A 17,255-nucleotide genomic window follows, 5' to 3' on the forward strand; every position below is an offset into this window, starting at 1 on the left:
TACGGGGCCTCAGGCCGCCACTGCCAACGTCCGCTGCGATTCGCCGAAGCTTGCCGAGGCGACGCCCGGCAGCGCGCGGATGCGGTCGAGCATCTCCTCGTCGAGGCGGAAGGTGCGGCCCAGCACGAGCTCGACTTCGCCGCGATCGCCCATCGGCCCCCACAGCCGCACGGTGCAGCGTCCGCCGCGCAGCTCGCCGATCAGCCCGGCGAGCGCAGGCAGCGCCACCGGGTCCTTCACCGCCAGCTCGAGCATCATCTGCGCCGAGCTCGCCAGCGTCTCGAACGGCTGGACGCGCTTCACCGCGGCGCGCGGCATGTCCTCGCCCGGGCGCTTGTCGAGCTCGACGGTGAGCACCGCGCAGCCGCCGGCGCGGGCGATGTCCTCCATCTCCTTCGCGACGTTCTCGTCGAAGCAGCTCGCGGGCACCATCCCGCTGGTGTCGGACAAGGTCGCCATCAGATAGCGGTTGCCGCGCGCCGAGGTGCGCCAGCGCGCATCGTCGATCAGCGCGGCGATCGTCGCGCCGACGCGCGCGCCTTCGGGGATCGGGATCTCGGGCAGGCTGGCGATCGCGCGCGCGCTGTGCGCCTTGGCGAGATGGGCATAGCGGTCGAGCGGGTGCGCCGAGAAATAATAGCCGAAGGCGTCGCGCTCGGCGTTGATCCGCTCGGCGAGCGACCAGGTCGCGCTCTGCGGCAACTGGATCGCGCCGCCGCCGCGCTCGCTCTCGCCGAACAGCCCGCCCTGCCCGCTCGTCCGGCTCTCGTGCGTGCGCTGCGCGACCGCGAGGATCGTCTCGGCCGCGGCATAGACGCCCGGCCGGTTGGGCTCGATCGCGTCGAACGCGCCCGCGCCGGCGAGCGTCTCGAGCTGGCGCTTGTTGATCAGCCGCGGATCGATCCGCCGCGCGAAATCGTCGAGGCTCTGGAAGCGGCCGCCACGCTGGCGCTCCTCGACCAGCAGCTCCATCGCCCGCTCGCCCACGCCCTTCAGCGCCGCGAGGCCATAGCGCACCGCCAGCTCGCCGTCCTTCGATTCGACCATGAACGCCGCTTCGGAGGCATTGATGTCGGGCGGGCTCGCCGTCACGCCCAAGCGCTTCATGTCCTCGGCGAACACCGCGAGCTTGTCGGTCTGGTCGATGTCGAAGCACATCGAGGCGGCGTAGAATTCGTGCGGATGGTGCGCCTTCAGCCAGGCGGTCTGATAGGCGAGCAGCGCATAGGCCGCCGCGTGGCTCTTGTTGAAGCCATAGCCGGCGAACTTGTCGATCAGGTCGAACAGCTCGTTGGCCTTGCCCGCCGGGATCCTGTGGGTCTGGGCCGACCCTTCGACGAAGGTCGCGCGCTGCGCGTCCATCTCGGCCTTGATCTTCTTGCCCATCGCGCGGCGCAGGAGGTCGGCGCCGCCCAGGCTGTAGCCGGCGAGGATCTGCGCCGCCTGCATCACCTGTTCCTGATAGACGAAGATCCCATAGGTCTCCTTCAGGATCGGCTCGAGCAGCGCGTGCGGATAGGCGATGTCCTCCTGCCCGTTCTTGCGGCGGCCGAAGCTCGGGATATTGTCCATCGGGCCCGGGCGGTAGAGCGAGACGAGCGCGATGATGTCACCGAAGTTCGACGGGCGCACCGCCGCGAGCGTGCGCCGCATCCCGTCCGATTCCAGCTGGAACACGCCGACGGTGTCGCCGCGCTGGAGCAACGCATAGACCTCGGGATCGTCCCAGGCGAGCGCGTCGAGGTCGACTTCGATGCCTCGGTCGGCGAGCAGCTCGACCGCCTTCTTGAGCACCGACAGCGTCTTGAGGCCGAGGAAGTCGAACTTCACCAGCCCCGCGCCTTCGACATATTTCATGTCGAACTGGGTGACGGGCATGTCCGAGCGCGGATCGCGGTAGAGCGGGACGAGCTGGGCGAGCGGCCGGTCGCCGATCACCACGCCCGCGGCGTGGGTCGAGCTGTGGCGCGGCAGGCCCTCAAGCTTCATCGCCAGGTCGATCAGGTGGCGGACGTTCGAATCCTGGCGGTATTCGGCGTTGAACTCGGCGACGCCGTTCAGCGCGCGGTCGAGCGTCCAGGGGTCGGTCGGCAGGTTCGGGATCAGCTTGGCGAGCCGGTCGACGTGCCCGTACCCCATCTGGAGCACGCGCCCGGTGTCCTTGAGCACCGCGCGCGCCTTCATCGTCCCGAAGGTGATGATCTGCGCGACATGGTCGCCGCCGTATTTCTGCTGGACGTAGCGGATCACTTCGCCGCGCCGGGTTTCGCAGAAGTCGATGTCGAAGTCGGGCATCGACACGCGCTCGGGGTTGAGGAAGCGCTCGAAGAGCAGCCCGAGCTTCAAGGGATCGAGATCGGTGATGGTCAGCGCCCAGGCGACCACCGAGCCCGCGCCCGAGCCGCGGCCCGGGCCCACCGGTATGTCGTGCGCCTTCGCCCATTGGATGAAGTCGGCGACGATCAGGAAGTATCCCGGGAAGCCCATCGTCACGATCGTGTCGAGCTCGAACTCGAGCCGGTCGCGATAGGCCTGGGTCCAGTCGCCCTCGGGCGCGAGGCCCTCGAGCTCGGCGATCTTGGCGAGGCGCTTGTCGAGCCCCTTGCGCGCCTCCTCGCGCAGCATCGCCGCCTCGCCTTCGCGGTCGCCGGCGAGGCTGGGGAGGATCGGCTTGCGCTTGGGCGCCATCACCGCGCAGCGCTGCGCCACCACCAGGGTATTCGCGATCGCCTCGGGCAGGTCGGCGAACAGTGCCTTCATGTCGTTGGCGGGCTTCATCCACGCATCGGGCGAGCTGCGCGGCCGCTCGTCGCCGGCGACGTAATTGCCGCTGGCGATGCAGAGCATCGCGTCATGCGCCTCGTGGAAATCCTGCGCGGCGAAGCAGCAGGGGTTGGTCGCGACCAGTGGCAGGTCGCGGGCATAGGCGAGCTCGAGCAGCCTGGGCTCGGCCGCGCCTTCGACCGGATCGAGCCGGCGGGTGATCTCGACGTACAGCCGACCGGGGAACAGCGACTCGAGCCGAGTCGCATAGGCTTCGGCGGCCGAATCCTGCCCCTCGGCGAACAGCCGGGCGAGCGCGCCCTCGCCCCCCGCGGTCAGGCAGAGCAGCCCCTCGGTGTGCCGCGCCAGCGACTCGAACGGCACATGCGCGTCCAGCTCGATCGGCCGGTCGAGGTGCGCCATCGAGACGAGCGCGCAGAGGTTGGCATAGCCGGTGTCGTCCTGCGCATAGAGCGCGAGCCAGTCGATCGCGGGCGGCGCACCCTCGGGCAGGTCGGGCCGCGCCACTGCGAGCAGCGTGCCGATCACCGGCTGCACACCCGCCTTGGCCGCCGCGTCGCCGAACATCATCGAGGCATAGAGCCCGTTGCGATCGGCGACGCCCGCCGCCGGGAACCCCAGCTCGCGCGCGCGCTTGGCGATCGCCTTGGGCTCGATCGCCCCTTCGAGCATCGTGTACGACGAAAAGACCCTGAGGGGCACGAATCCCGAATGCGCCATGCCGGAACCTAGGGGCGCGGACCCCGATCTGCCAACCCGCAGGGCACGGATATCAACAGGAATTTCGCTATTGTAGGCGGTCCGGTGCGCGGACCCAAATCACCCGGATTCGCCCTTAATGGCCACCTCGTAAGGTACACGCCCTGACTGGCGAATCGCGGTTAATTGCGTGAAAACCATAACATCGATCAATTCGGTTCGCCGACGAAACAGAACGGTTCATCGTCGGGTCAGACAGGGGGTCTTATTGTGGCGATTGTTGGGCAACGGGAATGAACCGCAGTTAAACCAACGGTTTAACTGAGTGTAATCTGCGTATCGCGTTTTGGAGTATCGTTGAAATGACCCTGCTCTGCTCCGTCGCCGGCCATGTCGCCGAGACCAGCCACTTCCACAACCAGGGGCTCGACTTCTGCACCTGCCACCGCTGCGGCTGCGACCTCATCCGCATCGAGGAAGGCGGCGAGTGGAGCGAGGTTCCCAAGGGCTTCCGCGTCGTGTGGCGCGAGTTCGGCCGCTCGGCCGACGCCGCCTCGGTCGCGGCGCGGATGCAGCGCCTCGCCCCGCCGGCGCCGCCGCGCCGCCGCGAGCCGCGCAACGCTCGCCCCAAGCCGCGCCGCGATCGCCGCGGAAAGCCGCTGGGCGGTGCCGCCTCGGTGTTCTCGACGCTCGCCAACCTCGGCAAGCTGATCGCGGGCAACGACGTGCTCGAGGATACCGAAGGCCGGGCAATGGAAGCGAACGGCCAGTATGTGATCTGCCTGCCGAGCCTGGCGGGCTGACGAAAAAGGAGCGGCGGGCGCCCTTCCTCCACGCCCGTCGGTCCCTAAGCGCGGTGGTGGGGGTGTTTCCTTCCTCCCACCCTCATCACCGCGCTCAGCGTTTCGCGTCGCGCCCGAGCAGGCGCGGCAGCACCACCCGGCGCATCACCAGCGCCGCTACCGCGAGCGGCGGCAGGACATAGAGACTCGAGTCCTGCGGCAGGAAGAGCACCGTCAGGAAGATCAGCGGCATCGCCGTCGACAGGATCGCCCGCGTCCAGCGGAATTCTCGCGGTACGTCGGGCAGCATCAGCGAGGGATGCACCGCGGCATACAGCCACATCGCCGAATTCGCCGTGCCGCAGCCCACCATCGTCGTCGCCCAGAGCTTGAACGTCGAATCATCGCTGTGCTGCAGGTAGACGCCGCCCACCGTCGCCGGGATGAGCGCGACCAGCGCGAGCAGGATGAGCGTCAGCACCGTCAGCACCGCATCGACTCGCCGCAGCCGCGCGAACAGATCGCGATGGCTGATCCAGAAGATCGCCGCCACGGCGAAGCTCACCAGATAGCCGAGCACCGGCCGCGTCATCGCATGGACGAGCGCGCCGAAGTCGGTGACGTCGTGCGGCATGTGGATCTCGATCGCGGCGAGCGTGACCGCGATCGCGAACACGCCGTCCGAGACCATGATCAGCCGGTCGAGCCCGTGGCGGCGGATGTGGACGGTGAGCGCTTCTTCGGTCGCGAGCGATTCGGGTTCGCTCACAGCAGCGCCTCGATGTCCTTCTCGAGCGCTTCGGGCGCCGTGGTCGGCGCATAGCGGTGGACGACCTTGCCCGCGCGATCGACGAGGAACTTGGTGAAGTTCCACTTGATCGCCTCGGAGCCGAGCAGCCCCGGCGCGTCGTGCTTGAGCGCTTCGAACAGCGGCGCGGCATCGGGGCCGTTGACGTCGACCTTGGCGAAGACCGGGAAGGTCACGTCGTAGGTGAGCGAGCAGAAGCTCGCGATCTCGGCCGCGTCGCCCGGCTCCTGCGCGCCGAACTGGTTGCACGGGAACGCCAGCACTGCGAACCCCTGCGCCTTGTACTTGCGCCAAAGCGCCTCGAGCCCGGCATATTGCGGCGTGAACCCGCATTTCGACGCGGTGTTGACGATCAGCAGCACCTGCCCGGCCCAGGCCGAGAGATCGACCTCGCCGCCGTCGGCCGCCTTGACCGGGATTTCGGTGATCGCGCTCATTTGGCATCCCCCCTTGCCAGCATCATCTCGAGGTTCTGGCGGACCCCACGCCATTCCTGCTCGAGGATCGAATACACCACCGTATCGCGCACGCGTCCATCGGGCATGATCCGCTGGCCGCGCAGCACCCCGTCCTTCTTGGCGCCGAGCCGCTCGATCGCGCGCTGCGAGGCCTTGTTGAACCAGTCGGTGCGCAGTTGGACGCAAACGCAGCCGAGCGTCTCGAAGGCGTATTCGAGCAGCAGCAGCTTGGCCTCGGTGTTGAGCCCGGTGCGCTGGACGCGCCGTGCGTAGAAGGTCCCGCCGATCTCCACGCGGCGATTGGCCGGGTTCATCCGCAGATAGCGCGTCGAGCCGGCGACGCGGCCCTCGGCATCGAGCACGGTGAACGGCATGCCGCGGCCCTGCGCCTTCTCGCGGAAGCTATGGTCCATCCAGAGATCGACGCTCTCTGGCCCCGGCGCAAGCGAATAGAACAGCTCCCACAACCGCCCGTCGCTGCTCGCCTCGACCAGCGCATCGCGATCCTCGCGCGCGAGCGGCCGCAGCGTAACGTGGCGGCCGGCGAGCGTGGGGGTCTCGGTCCAGCTCGGTGGCGGCGTCACTCCAGCAGCCCCTCGTGCAGCCGCACCACCCGGTCCATCCGCGCCGCGAGCCGCTCGTTGTGCGTCGCGACCAGCGCCGCCGAACCCTGGCCGCGCACCAGCCGCAGGAACTCCTCGAGCACCTTGTCCGCCGTCGCCTCGTCGAGGTTGCCGGTCGGCTCGTCGGCCAGCACCAGCGCCGGCCGGTTGGCGAGCGCGCGCGCGACCGCGACGCGCTGCTGCTCGCCGCCCGAAAGCTGGTTCGGCCGGTGCGTCTCGCGCTTGTCGAGGCCCAGCGCCGCGAGCAGCTCGTGCGCGCGCGCCTCGGCGGCAGGCCGCGCCGCGCCGTGGACGAGCTGCGGCAGCACGACATTCTCGAGCGCGGTGAAATCGGGCAGCAGGTGGTGGAACTGGTAGACGAAGCCGAGACGGTCGCGGCGCACCGCCGTCCGGCCGGCGTCGTTCAGCTGCGCCGCTTCCTTGCCGCCGATGCGGATCGAGCCTTCGAACCCGCCCTCGAGCAGCCCCACCGCCTGGAGCATCGTCGACTTGCCCGAGCCGGAGGGGCCGAGCAGCGCGACGATCTCCCCGGGCATCACCGCGAGGTCGACGCCGCGCAGCACTTCGATCGTCTCGCCGCCCTGGGTGAAGCTGCGCCGGAGACCGATCGTCTGGAGGACCGGCTCACTCATAGCGGAGCACCTGCACCGGATCGGTGCGCGACGCCTTCCACGCCGGATAGAGCGTCGCGACGAAGGTGAAGAGCATCGCCATCGCGCAGATCCCCGCGGTCTGGAACGGATCGGTCTTGGCCGGCAGGTCGGTGAGGAAGCGCATCGAGGGGTCCCAGATGTTCTGCCCCGTCACCAGCCCGATGAACGAGGCGACCTGCTGGCGGAAGGTGATGAACAGGAAGGCCAGCACGCCGCCCGCCGCGACGCCGAACGCGCCGATCGTGGTGCCTACGGTGACGAAGATCCGCATCAGGCTGGCCGGCGTCGCCCCCATCGTCCTGAGCACCGCGATGTCGCGGCTCTTGGTACGCACCAGCATGATCAGCGACGAGACGATGTTGAACGAGGCGACGATCAGGATGATCGAGAGCACGGTGAACGAGACGACGCGATCGACCGACACCGCCTCGAACAGCTCGCGGTTCATCTGCCGCCAGTCGACGATCTGGGCGATCCCCTGCATCTTCTCGGCGAGCGGCGGCAGGATCGTGCCCACCTTGTCGGCGTCGACCGTGTCGACTTCGATCATCCCCACCGAATCGCCCATCAGCAGCAGCGTCTGCGCGTCCTGCATCGGCATGATCACGAACTGCTTGTCATAGTCGTAGACGCCGACCTCGAAGATCACCGCGACCTTGTACTGCACGATCCGCGGCATCGTGCCGAACGGTGTGGCCGAGCCCTGGGGGCTGATGATCGCGATGTCGCTGCCGATCGTCGCGCCGAGCGACTCGGCGAGCCGCGAGCCGATCGCGATCTGCTGCTCGCCCGGTTGCAGCTTGGCGAATCGGCCGAGCACTTCGCTGCCCTTCAGCGACGGGCTCTCGAGCATGTCGGCGACTTCCATGCCGCGGACCAGCGCGAACTCGACGCGGCCGTTGAAGCTGGCGAACAGCGGCTGCTCGATCAGCGGCGTCGCCTTGGTGATCCCCGGCGTCGCGCGCGCTTCCTTCACCACCTGCTGCCAGTTGCGCAGCTGGCCGTTGTAGCCCTGGATCACGGCGTGGCCATTGAGGCCGGTGATCTTGTCGAACAGCTCGGCGCGGAAGCCGTTCATCACGCTCATCACCACGATCAGCGCGGCGACGCCCAGCATCACCGCGCCCAGGCTGAAGCCGGCGACCACGGCGATGAAGGCCTCGCCGCGGCCGGGAAGCAGATAGCGGCGGGCGATCATCCGCTCGTAGCGCGACAACAGGATCAAGGTGGGTTCGGCCTGCCAGATGAAGGAACGGCGCCTGCTCTAGGGCAGGTCCGGGGAGCGTGGCAAATGGAGAAGCGGTGCAAGCCCCTGTTGCGAAAGGGACACAGGGTGCGGCCAATCTGCGCCGGAGGCTCCGCGAACGGGTGACAAAGCCGCCGGCCGGGCATAGCAAGCCCATGTCGAAACGCAGGCAATGGCCGTGGTTCGGGGAGGTCCTCAGCTCCGCTCGCAGGCAAGTGCGAGTGTGCGGGCGAGGCCTGACAAAGGGGGCTGACGAAGCATTCGTCACGCGGGCGCCTGGGTCGGAAACGGCCCGGGCGCTTCCGCTTTTGGGGCCCGTTTTCCTCTCTATTGTGCCGTCACCCCTCACCCTTCTTCGTCATCCCGGCGAAAGCCGGGACCCAGGGCAGCAAGCGACATGGCCCTGGCCCTGGGTCCCGGCTTTCGCCGGATGACGGTTGAGGATGGCACGATGACGCTCTGGCGATGGGCCTGCTGCACCGCACCTAAAACCTAAGTAGTGCTTCGCCCGCCCCCGCCTCGCTGCTACACCCTCGCGCACTCCTGCGGCCGGATCCCATGCCATGAACGCCCCTGTCCTCCCCGCTACCCTCAACCTCCTGCTGGTCGAGGACGATGCCGCGCTCGCCGGCATCATCGCCGACGAGCTGCGCAGCTTCGGCCATCAGGTCCAGGTCGCCGCCGACGGACCCGAGGCGATCCGCTCGGTCAGCGAGACGCCCTATGACGCGGTTATCCTCGACCGGATGCTGCCCTCGCTCGACGGTGTGACCGTGCTCGAGCGGCTGCGCGGCACCCAGGTGACCGTGCCGATCATCATGCTCAGCGCGCTCGGCCGGTCGAAGGAGAAGATCGAGGGGCTCGAGGCCGGCGCCGACGACTATGTCGTCAAGCCCGTTCCCGCCGAGGAGCTCAACGCGCGCATCCACGCCGTGCTGCGCGGCCGCGGCTGGACCGGCACGGGCAGCGGCTCGGGCGACACCCTGCGCGCCGGCGATATCACGCTCAGCCCCACGCGCTTCCGCGCCTGGCGCGACGGCAAGGCGATCGACCTGCCGCGGATCGAGTTCAAGCTGCTCGCCGAGTTCGTCCGCAATCCCGACACGGTGCTCACCCGCGCGATGCTGCTCGAGCGCGTCTGGGGCTATGATTTCGATCCGGGCACCAACCTCGTCGACGCCTATATCCGCCGGCTGCGGATCAAGCTGACCGCCGACGGCGGCGAGGACCCGATCGCGACGGTGCGCGGCGTCGGCTACCTCCTCCGCGGCTGAATGGCGCTCCTTCCGCCGCTTCGCTCGCTGCGCGGGCTGACCACGATCTTCCTGCTCGCCTTCTTCACGGCGACAACGCTCACCGGCTATCTCACCTACTCCGCGACTCGCGGAGCGCTGAAGCGGCTCGTCGACGCGCGCATCGCCGCGGCGAGCGACGCGGTGATCGGTGCGGGCCAGCGCACCACCGCGCAGGAACTCGTCGCGCGCATCGGCCGCACCGGCGCCGAGCGCGATACCGGCGACTTGGGCTTCGAGCTCACGGGCCCCGACGGCCGGCAGCTGGGCGGCAATGTCGTGCTCTCGCACACGCTGCCTCCAGGCTTTTCGACGATCGGCGTGCGCGAGGGGATCAAGGGGCTGAACGAAGGCCGCGCGCTCGTCCGGCAGCTGGGCGGCGGCTACACGCTCACCACCGTCGCCGAGACCGAGCCGATCGACAACTACCACGCGGCACGCGCGCGCATCTATGTGCTCGGCTTCGGCTCGATCGTGCTGATCGTGATCGCGGGGCTCACGGTCTTCGGCCTGCTCGTCAGCCGGCGCGGCCGGGCGCTGCGCGCGACGGCGAACGCGATCATCGACGGCGACATGGCCAGCCGAGTGCCGATCGACGGCTCGCACAGCGAGTTCGACCAGCAGGCGCATGCATTCAACCGCATGCTCGACCGCATCGCCGACCTGATGGCGGCGATGCACAATGTCTCGAGCGACGTCGCGCACGACCTGCGCGCGCCCCTCGCCCGCCTGCGCGGCCAGCTCGACCGGCTCGCGCGCCGCCCCGACGCGGCGGCAGTGCGCGACGAGATCGAGGATGCGATCGCGACGAGCGACGAGCTGCTCGCGATGTTCGCCGCGGTATTGCGCATCGCCGAAGTCGAGGGCGGCGACCGCCGCGCCGGTTTCGCGCGGCTCGACCTGGGCGAGCTCGCCGAGGAAGTCGTCGCCGTAATGGAGCCGGTGGTCGCCGACAGCGGCCGCAGCCTCGCGGTCGGCCCCTGCCCGCCCGTCGCGATCCAGGGCGACCGCCAGCTGCTCACCCAGGCGCTGATCAACCTGATCGCCAACGCCCAGCGCCACACCCCGCAGAGCACGCATATCGCCGTGGCGGTGTCGAGCGAAGGCAGTTGCGCGCTGCTGACGGTCAGCGACGATGGCCCGGGGATCGCCGAGGGCCAGCACACGCTCGCGCTCCGCCGCTTCGGCCGGCTCGACAAGAGCCGCGGCGGCGCCGGCCATGGCCTCGGCCTGCCGCTGGTCGAGGCGATCGCGCGGCTCCACCGCGGATCGATCACGCTCGAGGATGCGAGGCCCGGCCTGCGCGTCGTGATGCGCGTGCCGCGGGCCTGAGATGTCTTCGCCTTTCGATTAAGTCTTCGCCTTCGATTAAGCCTTCGCCTTCGATTAAATCGTCATCCCGGCGAAAGCCGGGACCCAGGGCCACGAGCGATATCCTCAGTAACCCCGGGGTCCAGGCTTTCGCCGGGATCACGGCCCGGAGTGAATGAAACAAATCCAGCCCGGACGGCTCGCGCCATCCAGGCCGGACTTCCCCCCAGAGAACCGGGATCGGCGGCCGGCACCGAAGGGCACCGGCCGCCGGAAGGTGGATCAGAAGCTCACCGAACCGTCCACGCCGAAGGTCCGCGGCGGGTTGAAGTTCGCATAATAGCCCAGCGTCTTCGCATTCGCATTGTCGATGCGATAGATATGCTCTTCGTTGAACAGGTTGCGCGACCAGACCGACAGCGTCACCTTGCTGCCGTTGCTCGCCACCGGGATGTCGGCCAGCGCGATGCGGCCGTTCACGATGAAGCTCGAGTCGGTCATCGTCGTCTCGGAGTCGAAGCTGTGCTGCGGATCCGAATAAGCGGCGTCGAGGTGCAGGCGCACCCTGGCCTCGCTGCCCACCGGGATCTCATAGTCGATGTAGCCCGAGGCGGCGTTCTCCGGCGTGTAGACGATGAACACCTGCGTCAGCTTGCCATGGATCGTGCCGGCCGGCTGGCCGGCGGGATCCGGGTTGGGGTTCGGCGTCGCCGGCACGTGCGTGTAGGTATAGGCATAGGACGCGCCGAGCGTCAGATGCTCCACCGGGCGCAGCGTGAGGTCCGCTTCGAGGCCGCGGATCTTGGTGATGCCCGAGGCATTCGCGGTGTTCTGCGTGTGCGCGTTGAGCGTCGGGCTGCCCGGAGTCGAGTCGATGAAGTCGAAGTCGATCTGGGTGCCCGTGCGGTCCATGATGTAGCCCGCGAGGTTCAGCCGCGCCTTGTGCTCGAAAAAGTCCATCTTCGCGCCGAGCTCGTACGACTTGACCGTCTCCGGACCGAAGGCGCTGAAGTTCGACGAGCGGTCGTTGGCGCCGCCGGCGCGGTAGCCGGTCGAATATTTGGCGTAGAGGTCGATGTCCGACGACGGATCGAACGCCAGCGTCACCATCGGGTCGAACCGGCCCTTGTCATAGTGGAGCTTGAAGTTCGTCGCCGTGTTGTTGACGATGTAGAGCGTGCCGTTGCGCTTGTCCTTGGTGTAGCGGCCGCCGGCGGTCAGGTGGAAATCGGGTGCCCAGTCCGGCGAATAGGTCGCCTGGCCGAACGCCGCATAGCTGCGCGCCTTGGCATAGCTGGCGCGGGTCAGTAGGCGCGAGCCATAGGCCCAGCCCTGGTTGCCCGCGCTGATCGGGCCCGAGACCTGCGCCGGCAGGATCGTGTAGGTGGCGCCGGTGGCGTCGGTCCACAGGTTCGAGCTCGGCGTCGCCGCCGATTCACGCGCCTGCTCGGTGAAGTAATAGAGGCCGGCGACGTAATCGAGCTGCGGCAGGCTGCCGACCGCCTGGAACTCCTGGCTGAACTGGCTCTGGTACAGGTCCGAAAGGCTGTACCGGCTGAACACGCCGCTCGCGTTGGTGGTGTAGGTGCCGTTCGGCTTCACCTTGGTCGGGTCGAACGGCGAGAAGGCCGGGGTGCGCTCGGGGCCGCCCGAATTGTCGAACTGGTTGGTCGAGACGCGGCGCCACGCGGTGATCGAGCGCAGTTCCACGGCGGGCGAGACCTTGTACTTGAGGTTCGCGCTGACGCCCTGAGTCTTGTCGACCGACCATTGCTGCGGCACGCCGATATCGGCGACGTCCTGGCGCTCCGGATGGACCTTCACCGATGCCGGCAGCGGCGCGATGCAGGTCGAGCCGGCGGTGCAGTTCGCGCCATTGTAGGTCAGCTGCGTGCCGACATAGGTACCGACGGGCAGGCCGGTCGGGTTGTAGTTGACCAGCTGGCTGTAGAAGGGCGTATTCTCGTCGCGCGCCTTGTCGAACGCGAAGTCGGCGGTGAGGCCGTCGAACGGCTGCCAGCGCGCGGCGACGCGGCCGCCGACGCGGTTGTAGGCGTCCCAGCCGATCGAGCCGACGAGCGGGTCCCTGGTGGTCGGATCCTGGTGCTGGATCACGCCGTCGAACTTGAGCGCGACATTGGCGAAGGCCGGCATGTCGAGGTGGATCTCGCCATTGTAGCTGCCGTAGTTGCCGACGCCCGCGCTGGCGCGGCCCTCGAACTCGCCCGACGGCGCCTTGGTGACGATGCTCAGCGCGCCGCCTTCGGTGTTGCGGCCGAACAGCGTGCCCTGCGGGCCCTTGAGCACTTCGATGCGCTCGACGTCGTAGAGCGCGGCGTTGAGGCCCTGCGAGCGGCCGAGATAGACGCCGTCGATATAGACGCCGACGCCCGGCTCGCGCGCAGTCTGGTTCTGGTCGAACGGCACGATGCCGCGGATGCCGACGGTGAGCGCCGACTGGCGCGCCTCGAAGGTGGCGATGCGCAGCGAGGGAACGCTGCCGTCCGCCAGGTTGATCAGGCTCTCGACGTGGCGGTCCTTGATGTCCTCGCTGCCGATCACCGAGATCGCGATCGGCGTCTTCTGGAGGTTGGTCTCGCGCTTCATCGCCGTGACGACGATTTCCTCGACGCCGTTCGAATCGCCTTCGCCGGCGGTCGCATCGGGCTGGTCGTCGGCGGCCGTGACGGCAGGCGTCGCGTCGTTCGCCGGCGCGGCGAGCGCGGGCGCGGCGCAAGCCGTCATCAGTGCCGCGCCCATGAGCAGGCGCAGGCGGAGAGCCGTTCGGTCGTTCATAGTTGGGAATCCCCATTTCGCGTGTTGTCGTCGCGGCGGGGCCCTAGGATGATTCGCAGACACTAATGTTACACGGTTCGTAACATTAAACTATCCACGATTTCATTTTCGCTTCATCTTCCGAATAGATCAAGATTATCCACAGAATAACTTGTCACAATTCCTTCATAATCATTGACGAATTGCGATCGACTTCACTGCATCATTCTGCAATTTTTCACAGCCCTTCCATCCAAATCCTCCGACCCGTGGCAATTAAGCCACAGCCGTCAATCGACCCTCGCCCGAACGCGGGCGGGAGGGATGCAAGAAGGGGAGCCGCGTTGCCGCGACTCCCCTTCCCCTGGACCGCCCCGGCCATGGTGGCGGGCCAAGCTCGATGGATCAGAAGGTCTTGCTCACCGTCGCGCCGAAGGTGCGGACGTCGCCCGGCTGGCCGACGATCAGGCCGGTCGATCCCGACTGGACCGTGAGCAGCTCGAAATAATGCTGGTCGAAGGCGTTGCGCACCCAGGCGAAGACGTTGAGGTCGCCCTTGCGGTAGCCCAGGCGGAAGTTCGAGAGCGAATAGCCGTTGATCCAGGTGTAGGCCGAGGGCGACGGGTTCGACGAGAACTTCGTGCGATAGCTGCCGTCATAGCCGAAATAGACTTCGCCCTCGCCGACCGGCTGGTTCACTTCGCCGCCGAACGACAGCGACCATTTCGAAATGCCCGGCAGCACCTGGCCCGAGATATCGCAGACCAGCGGGCTGAGGCCGGGCGTGCCCGGCGCGGCCGGCGTCGCGCCGTTCAGCGCCGGGTTGCCGCCCGAGAGCTCGGGCGGGCACGGCGCGTTGACGAACTTGACGTATTTCGCATCGGTGTAGGCGCCGTTGAAGTAGACGCGCGCGCGCTCGCTCGGCTGGAACGAGGCGTCCCATTCGAAGCCCTTCACCCGCACCTTGCCGGCATTGGCGAGATAGCCGCGGATCACCGTGAGCTGGCCGTTGTTCACGGTCGCCTGATAGTCGTTGATGTCGGTCAGGAAGCCCGCGAGGTTGAACGTCACGCGCCGATCGAGGAACTGCGTCTTGAGACCCACTTCGAAGTGGTTCTCCTTCTCGGGCTTCACCGTCTGGGTCGAGAGATCGACTCCGGTGTTGGTCGCATTGAGCGGCAGGCCGGAGAGGTTGATGCCGCCCGACTTGAAGCTGCGCGCGAAGGTCGCATAGCCGTGGACGTCGCGCGAGAAGTCATAGGAGATCGTCGCGTCGCCCGAGATGTTCCAGTCGCTGAACTTCGGCGAATAGCATTGCGGCGCCAGCGTGTTGAGCTGGTCGGCATTGAGCGCGCTGGTGTTGGCGCAGGTCGCGACCTTGTTGGGGAAGGCCGAGTTGTTGATGCTCACCGTCGCGACATAGGAGCCGCTCTTCTTGTCGTAGTTGAGCCGCAGGCCCGGCTGGATCTTCAGCCCGTCGACCACTTCCCAGTTGAGCTTGCCGAAGACGGCGAAGCTGGTGTTGTCGAAGTGGATCTCGTTGGTCGAGGTCAGGCCGTCGAGCACCAGCGGGTTGCAGGCGTTTGCCGTGGGCGTGGCGCAGCCGCTCGAGCCCACCGCGACGTTGCCCGGATTGAGCAGCCAGCGGCTCGCCGCCGAGCCCTGGACCTGCGAGCCGTGGGTGTTGATCGTCTGCTTGAACCAGAAGGCGCCCAGCGTGTACTTCAGCCGGGTGTTGCCGTTCGACGAGAGGCGCAGCTCCTGCGAGAGCTGCGTCTGGTGCGACGGGTTCTGCGACACGGTGGTGATCGGCAGGCCGATGAAGTCGCGGTCGTTCGCCGGCTTCCAGTCCCAATAGCGCCACGCCGAGACCGAGGTCAGCGTCGCGAAGCCGAGGTCGAGGTTGCCGACCAGCCCGACGCCGCCGATCTCCTGGCGCGAATTGATGTCGGCATCGACATCGGTCTTGCGGTCGAACGGATCGAAGCTCGCGGGCTTGTAGTTGAACGCGGCGGCGAGCGCGGCGTACTGGCGGTTCAGCGGGCGCTGCGTCGCGCCGGTGCGGACGTAATATTGGACGCAGCACAGCGGGTTCTGCAGGTTGAAGTCGCCCGACAGCGTGAAATCGAGGTTGTTCGACGGCCGCCACAGCAGCTGCCCGCGGACGCCGATGTTGTCGAGCTTGTGCAGCTTCTCGCCGGTGCGGACGTTGTCGACCGTGCCGTGGCGCTTGGTGAGCGTCGTCGAGAGCCGGACGGCCAGCGTGTCGTCGGCGATCGGCGCGGAGAGCGACGTCTTGAGCTGGAAGAACTGGTAGTTGCCGCCGGTCAGCTCCACCTTGGCTTCGGGCTGGAAGCTCGGCGCGCGCGTGGTGATGTTGACCGCGCCGGCAGTGGTGTTCTTGCCGTAGAGCGTGCCCTGCGGCCCGCGCAGCACTTCGATCCGGTCGACGTCGACGAAGTCGAGCGTCGCGGCGCCGACGCGGCCGATATAGACCTGGTCGACATAGAGGCCGACGCCCTGCTCGATGCCGTCGTTGGTGAGGCCGAACGGCGCGCCGAGGCCGCGGATGTTGATCGCCGAGTTGCGCGGGTTGCTCGAATAGAATTGCAGCGCCGGCTGGAGCTGCTGGAGCTTGGCGACGCTGCTCGAGCCGGTCTGGGCGAGTTCCTGGCCACCCAGCACCGAGAGCGCGATCGGCACTTCCTGCGCGCGCTCCTCGCGGCGCTGCGCGGTGACGATGATGTCCTGGCCCGCCTCGGCCTGACCATCGTCGGCGGCAGCAGCAGCGGTATCGGTCACGGCGTCGGGCGCCGCGGCAACGGGTTGCACAGGCGTGTCCGGGGCCGGAACAGGAGCGGCACTGGCAAGCAACATGGCGGTGACGGTCGAAAGGCTCATTGCAATCCCCCTAGAGAGTGGCTGTCCTAATGCCTACTTCTCCGATAGGAATAATCGACAAATAATCGCTTTGCAAACCCCAAAGCGCATTTGTTGGCCGTGCGACCGCCCCGTTTCGGCGCAGCGAAGGGTTAACGGGGCAGCTCCGTCTCTCGCGGGCGGCGCTCTTGAAACCCCCTTCCCTGCTCCCAAATTAAGCGTGTCGCGGTGCCTTGGAGGGCCGCGGCGAAGTCGGCGTCGCGAAGCATCGGGCGCCGGGGAAGACGTTCATTTTGCTCTCTGGAGGACTTGAGTATGCGTCAGATTGATTTCACGCCGTTCCGCCGCTCGACGATCGGGTTCGATCGTCTCTTCGACTTGCTCGAAGCCAGCGCGCGTCATTCGGCGTCCGAGAATTATCCTCCCTTCAACCTTGAGCGCGTGGCGGAAGACCGCTACCGGATCACGCTCGCCGTCGCCGGCTTCAAGCCCGACGAGATCGACGTGACCGCGCAGCAGAACCTGCTGCTCGTCGCGGGCAGGAAGAAGGAAGAGGGCGAGAACCAGGGCAGCTACCTGCACCTCGGCATCGCCAACCGCAGCTTCGAACGCCGCTTCGAGCTCGCCGATTTCATCCGGGTCGAGAATGCGGGCCTGTCGGACGGCCTGCTGACGATCGAACTGGTGCGCGAAGTGCCCGAGGCGATGAAGCCCCGCAAGATCGCGGTCAACGGCGCGCCGGCGCTCCGCGCGATCGACGGCGGCGACACCACGGCCAACGCGGCCTGAACCAGTCCCACCACGGCTAGCGGCGTCTTCCTCCCTTTGGGCGCCGCGGCAGGGGCGCCCGGACCGATCGGTCCGGGCGCCTTTTGATTCGCGCGCTCGAGGCGGATTGCAAAATAGGATTTGAGGCGCGAACCTCGGCGTCGCTCTTTCGCATC

At 67.5% G+C, this 17,255-nt stretch carries 12 protein-coding genes; 4 read left to right on the top strand and 8 right to left on the bottom strand.

The features are described 5' to 3' along the window. Positions 1-9 precede the first annotated feature (9 nt). Positions 10-3,504 carry a DNA polymerase III subunit alpha gene (gene dnaE, locus J7495_RS04290; RefSeq protein WP_294054847.1) on the bottom strand — a complete coding sequence of 1,165 codons (3,495 nt, stop codon included), beginning with the start codon at positions 3,502-3,504 and terminating at the stop codon, positions 10-12. Between the two features lie 341 nt (positions 3,505-3,845). Between dnaE and J7495_RS04295 the strand changes: the two genes are divergently transcribed. Next, the gene (locus tag J7495_RS04295) at positions 3,846-4,286 is read left to right on the top strand and encodes a hypothetical protein (RefSeq protein ID WP_294054848.1); all 441 of its coding nucleotides are present in this window, start codon (positions 3,846-3,848) and stop codon (positions 4,284-4,286) included. Positions 4,287-4,380: 94 nt separating this feature from the next. Here the strand turns inward: J7495_RS04295 and J7495_RS04300 are convergent, their stop codons facing one another. From J7495_RS04300 to J7495_RS04320, 5 genes are read right to left on the bottom strand one after another with little or no spacing between them, the layout of a single operon-like run. Then, a complete protein-coding gene (locus J7495_RS04300) occupies positions 4,381-5,034 on the bottom strand; it encodes a TMEM175 family protein (RefSeq protein ID WP_294054849.1) in 654 nt (217 codons plus the stop codon). Then, positions 5,031-5,510 (bottom strand): glutathione peroxidase, encoded by a 480-nt coding sequence (locus tag J7495_RS04305; RefSeq protein WP_294054850.1) that lies wholly within the window; start codon positions 5,508-5,510, stop codon positions 5,031-5,033. Before J7495_RS04305 ends, J7495_RS04300 begins: the two co-directional genes overlap by 4 nt. Then, positions 5,507-6,115 (bottom strand): GNAT family protein, encoded by a 609-nt coding sequence (locus tag J7495_RS04310; RefSeq protein WP_294054851.1) that lies wholly within the window; start codon positions 6,113-6,115, stop codon positions 5,507-5,509. The genes J7495_RS04305 and J7495_RS04310 overlap by 4 nt, the downstream gene beginning before the upstream one ends. Next, positions 6,112-6,786: an ABC transporter ATP-binding protein gene (locus J7495_RS04315; RefSeq protein WP_294054852.1), complete on the bottom strand. Its 675-nt coding sequence runs from the start codon at positions 6,784-6,786 to the stop codon at positions 6,112-6,114. Before J7495_RS04315 ends, J7495_RS04310 begins: the two co-directional genes overlap by 4 nt. After that, the gene (locus tag J7495_RS04320) at positions 6,779-8,029 is read right to left on the bottom strand and encodes a lipoprotein-releasing ABC transporter permease subunit (RefSeq protein ID WP_294055060.1); all 1,251 of its coding nucleotides are present in this window, start codon (positions 8,027-8,029) and stop codon (positions 6,779-6,781) included. The genes J7495_RS04315 and J7495_RS04320 overlap by 8 nt, the downstream gene beginning before the upstream one ends. Positions 8,030-8,616: 587 nt before the next feature. On the opposite strand from J7495_RS04320, the gene J7495_RS04325 reads away from it, so the two are divergent. Continuing rightward, entirely contained in the window at positions 8,617-9,327 is a 711-nt protein-coding gene (locus tag J7495_RS04325) for a response regulator transcription factor (protein WP_294054853.1), read from the top strand. After that, the gene (locus J7495_RS04330; RefSeq protein WP_294054854.1) at positions 9,328-10,677 is read left to right on the top strand and encodes an ATP-binding protein; all 1,350 of its coding nucleotides are present in this window, start codon (positions 9,328-9,330) and stop codon (positions 10,675-10,677) included. 261 nt (positions 10,678-10,938) lie between these two features. Here J7495_RS04330 and J7495_RS04335 read toward each other — a convergent pair whose 3' ends face one another. Then, the gene (locus J7495_RS04335) at positions 10,939-13,452 is read right to left on the bottom strand and encodes a TonB-dependent receptor (RefSeq protein ID WP_294054855.1); all 2,514 of its coding nucleotides are present in this window, start codon (positions 13,450-13,452) and stop codon (positions 10,939-10,941) included. Positions 13,453-13,836: 384 nt separating this feature from the next. Beyond that, complete coding sequence (locus tag J7495_RS04340; RefSeq protein WP_294054856.1) at positions 13,837-16,332, bottom strand: TonB-dependent receptor; 2,496 nt, start codon at positions 16,330-16,332, stop codon at positions 13,837-13,839. Between the two features lie 294 nt (positions 16,333-16,626). On the opposite strand from J7495_RS04340, the gene J7495_RS04345 reads away from it, so the two are divergent. Beyond that, positions 16,627-17,100 carry an Hsp20 family protein gene (locus tag J7495_RS04345; protein ID WP_294054857.1) on the top strand — a complete coding sequence of 158 codons (474 nt, stop codon included), beginning with the start codon at positions 16,627-16,629 and terminating at the stop codon, positions 17,098-17,100. Positions 17,101-17,255: the final 155 nt, after the last annotated feature.

Source organism: Sphingomonas sp. (genome assembly GCF_017745215.1).
In the GTDB taxonomy this organism is placed as follows: domain Bacteria; phylum Pseudomonadota; class Alphaproteobacteria; order Sphingomonadales; family Sphingomonadaceae; genus Sphingomonas.

Coding starts and splice junctions, on each gene's coding strand:
- J7495_RS04335 (WP_294054855.1), bottom strand. CDS start 13,452: ATGAACGACCGAACGGCTCTCCGCCTGCGCCTGCTCATGGGCGCGGCA.
- J7495_RS04305 (WP_294054850.1), bottom strand. CDS start 5,510: ATGAGCGCGATCACCGAAATCCCGGTCAAGGCGGCCGACGGCGGCGAG.
- J7495_RS04315 (WP_294054852.1), bottom strand. CDS start 6,786: ATGAGTGAGCCGGTCCTCCAGACGATCGGTCTCCGGCGCAGCTTCACC.
- dnaE (WP_294054847.1), bottom strand. CDS start 3,504: ATGGCGCATTCGGGATTCGTGCCCCTCAGGGTCTTTTCGTCGTACACG.
- J7495_RS04295 (WP_294054848.1), top strand. CDS start 3,846: ATGACCCTGCTCTGCTCCGTCGCCGGCCATGTCGCCGAGACCAGCCAC.
- J7495_RS04345 (WP_294054857.1), top strand. CDS start 16,627: ATGCGTCAGATTGATTTCACGCCGTTCCGCCGCTCGACGATCGGGTTC.
- J7495_RS04330 (WP_294054854.1), top strand. CDS start 9,328: ATGGCGCTCCTTCCGCCGCTTCGCTCGCTGCGCGGGCTGACCACGATC.
- J7495_RS04340 (WP_294054856.1), bottom strand. CDS start 16,332: ATGAGCCTTTCGACCGTCACCGCCATGTTGCTTGCCAGTGCCGCTCCT.
- J7495_RS04325 (WP_294054853.1), top strand. CDS start 8,617: ATGAACGCCCCTGTCCTCCCCGCTACCCTCAACCTCCTGCTGGTCGAG.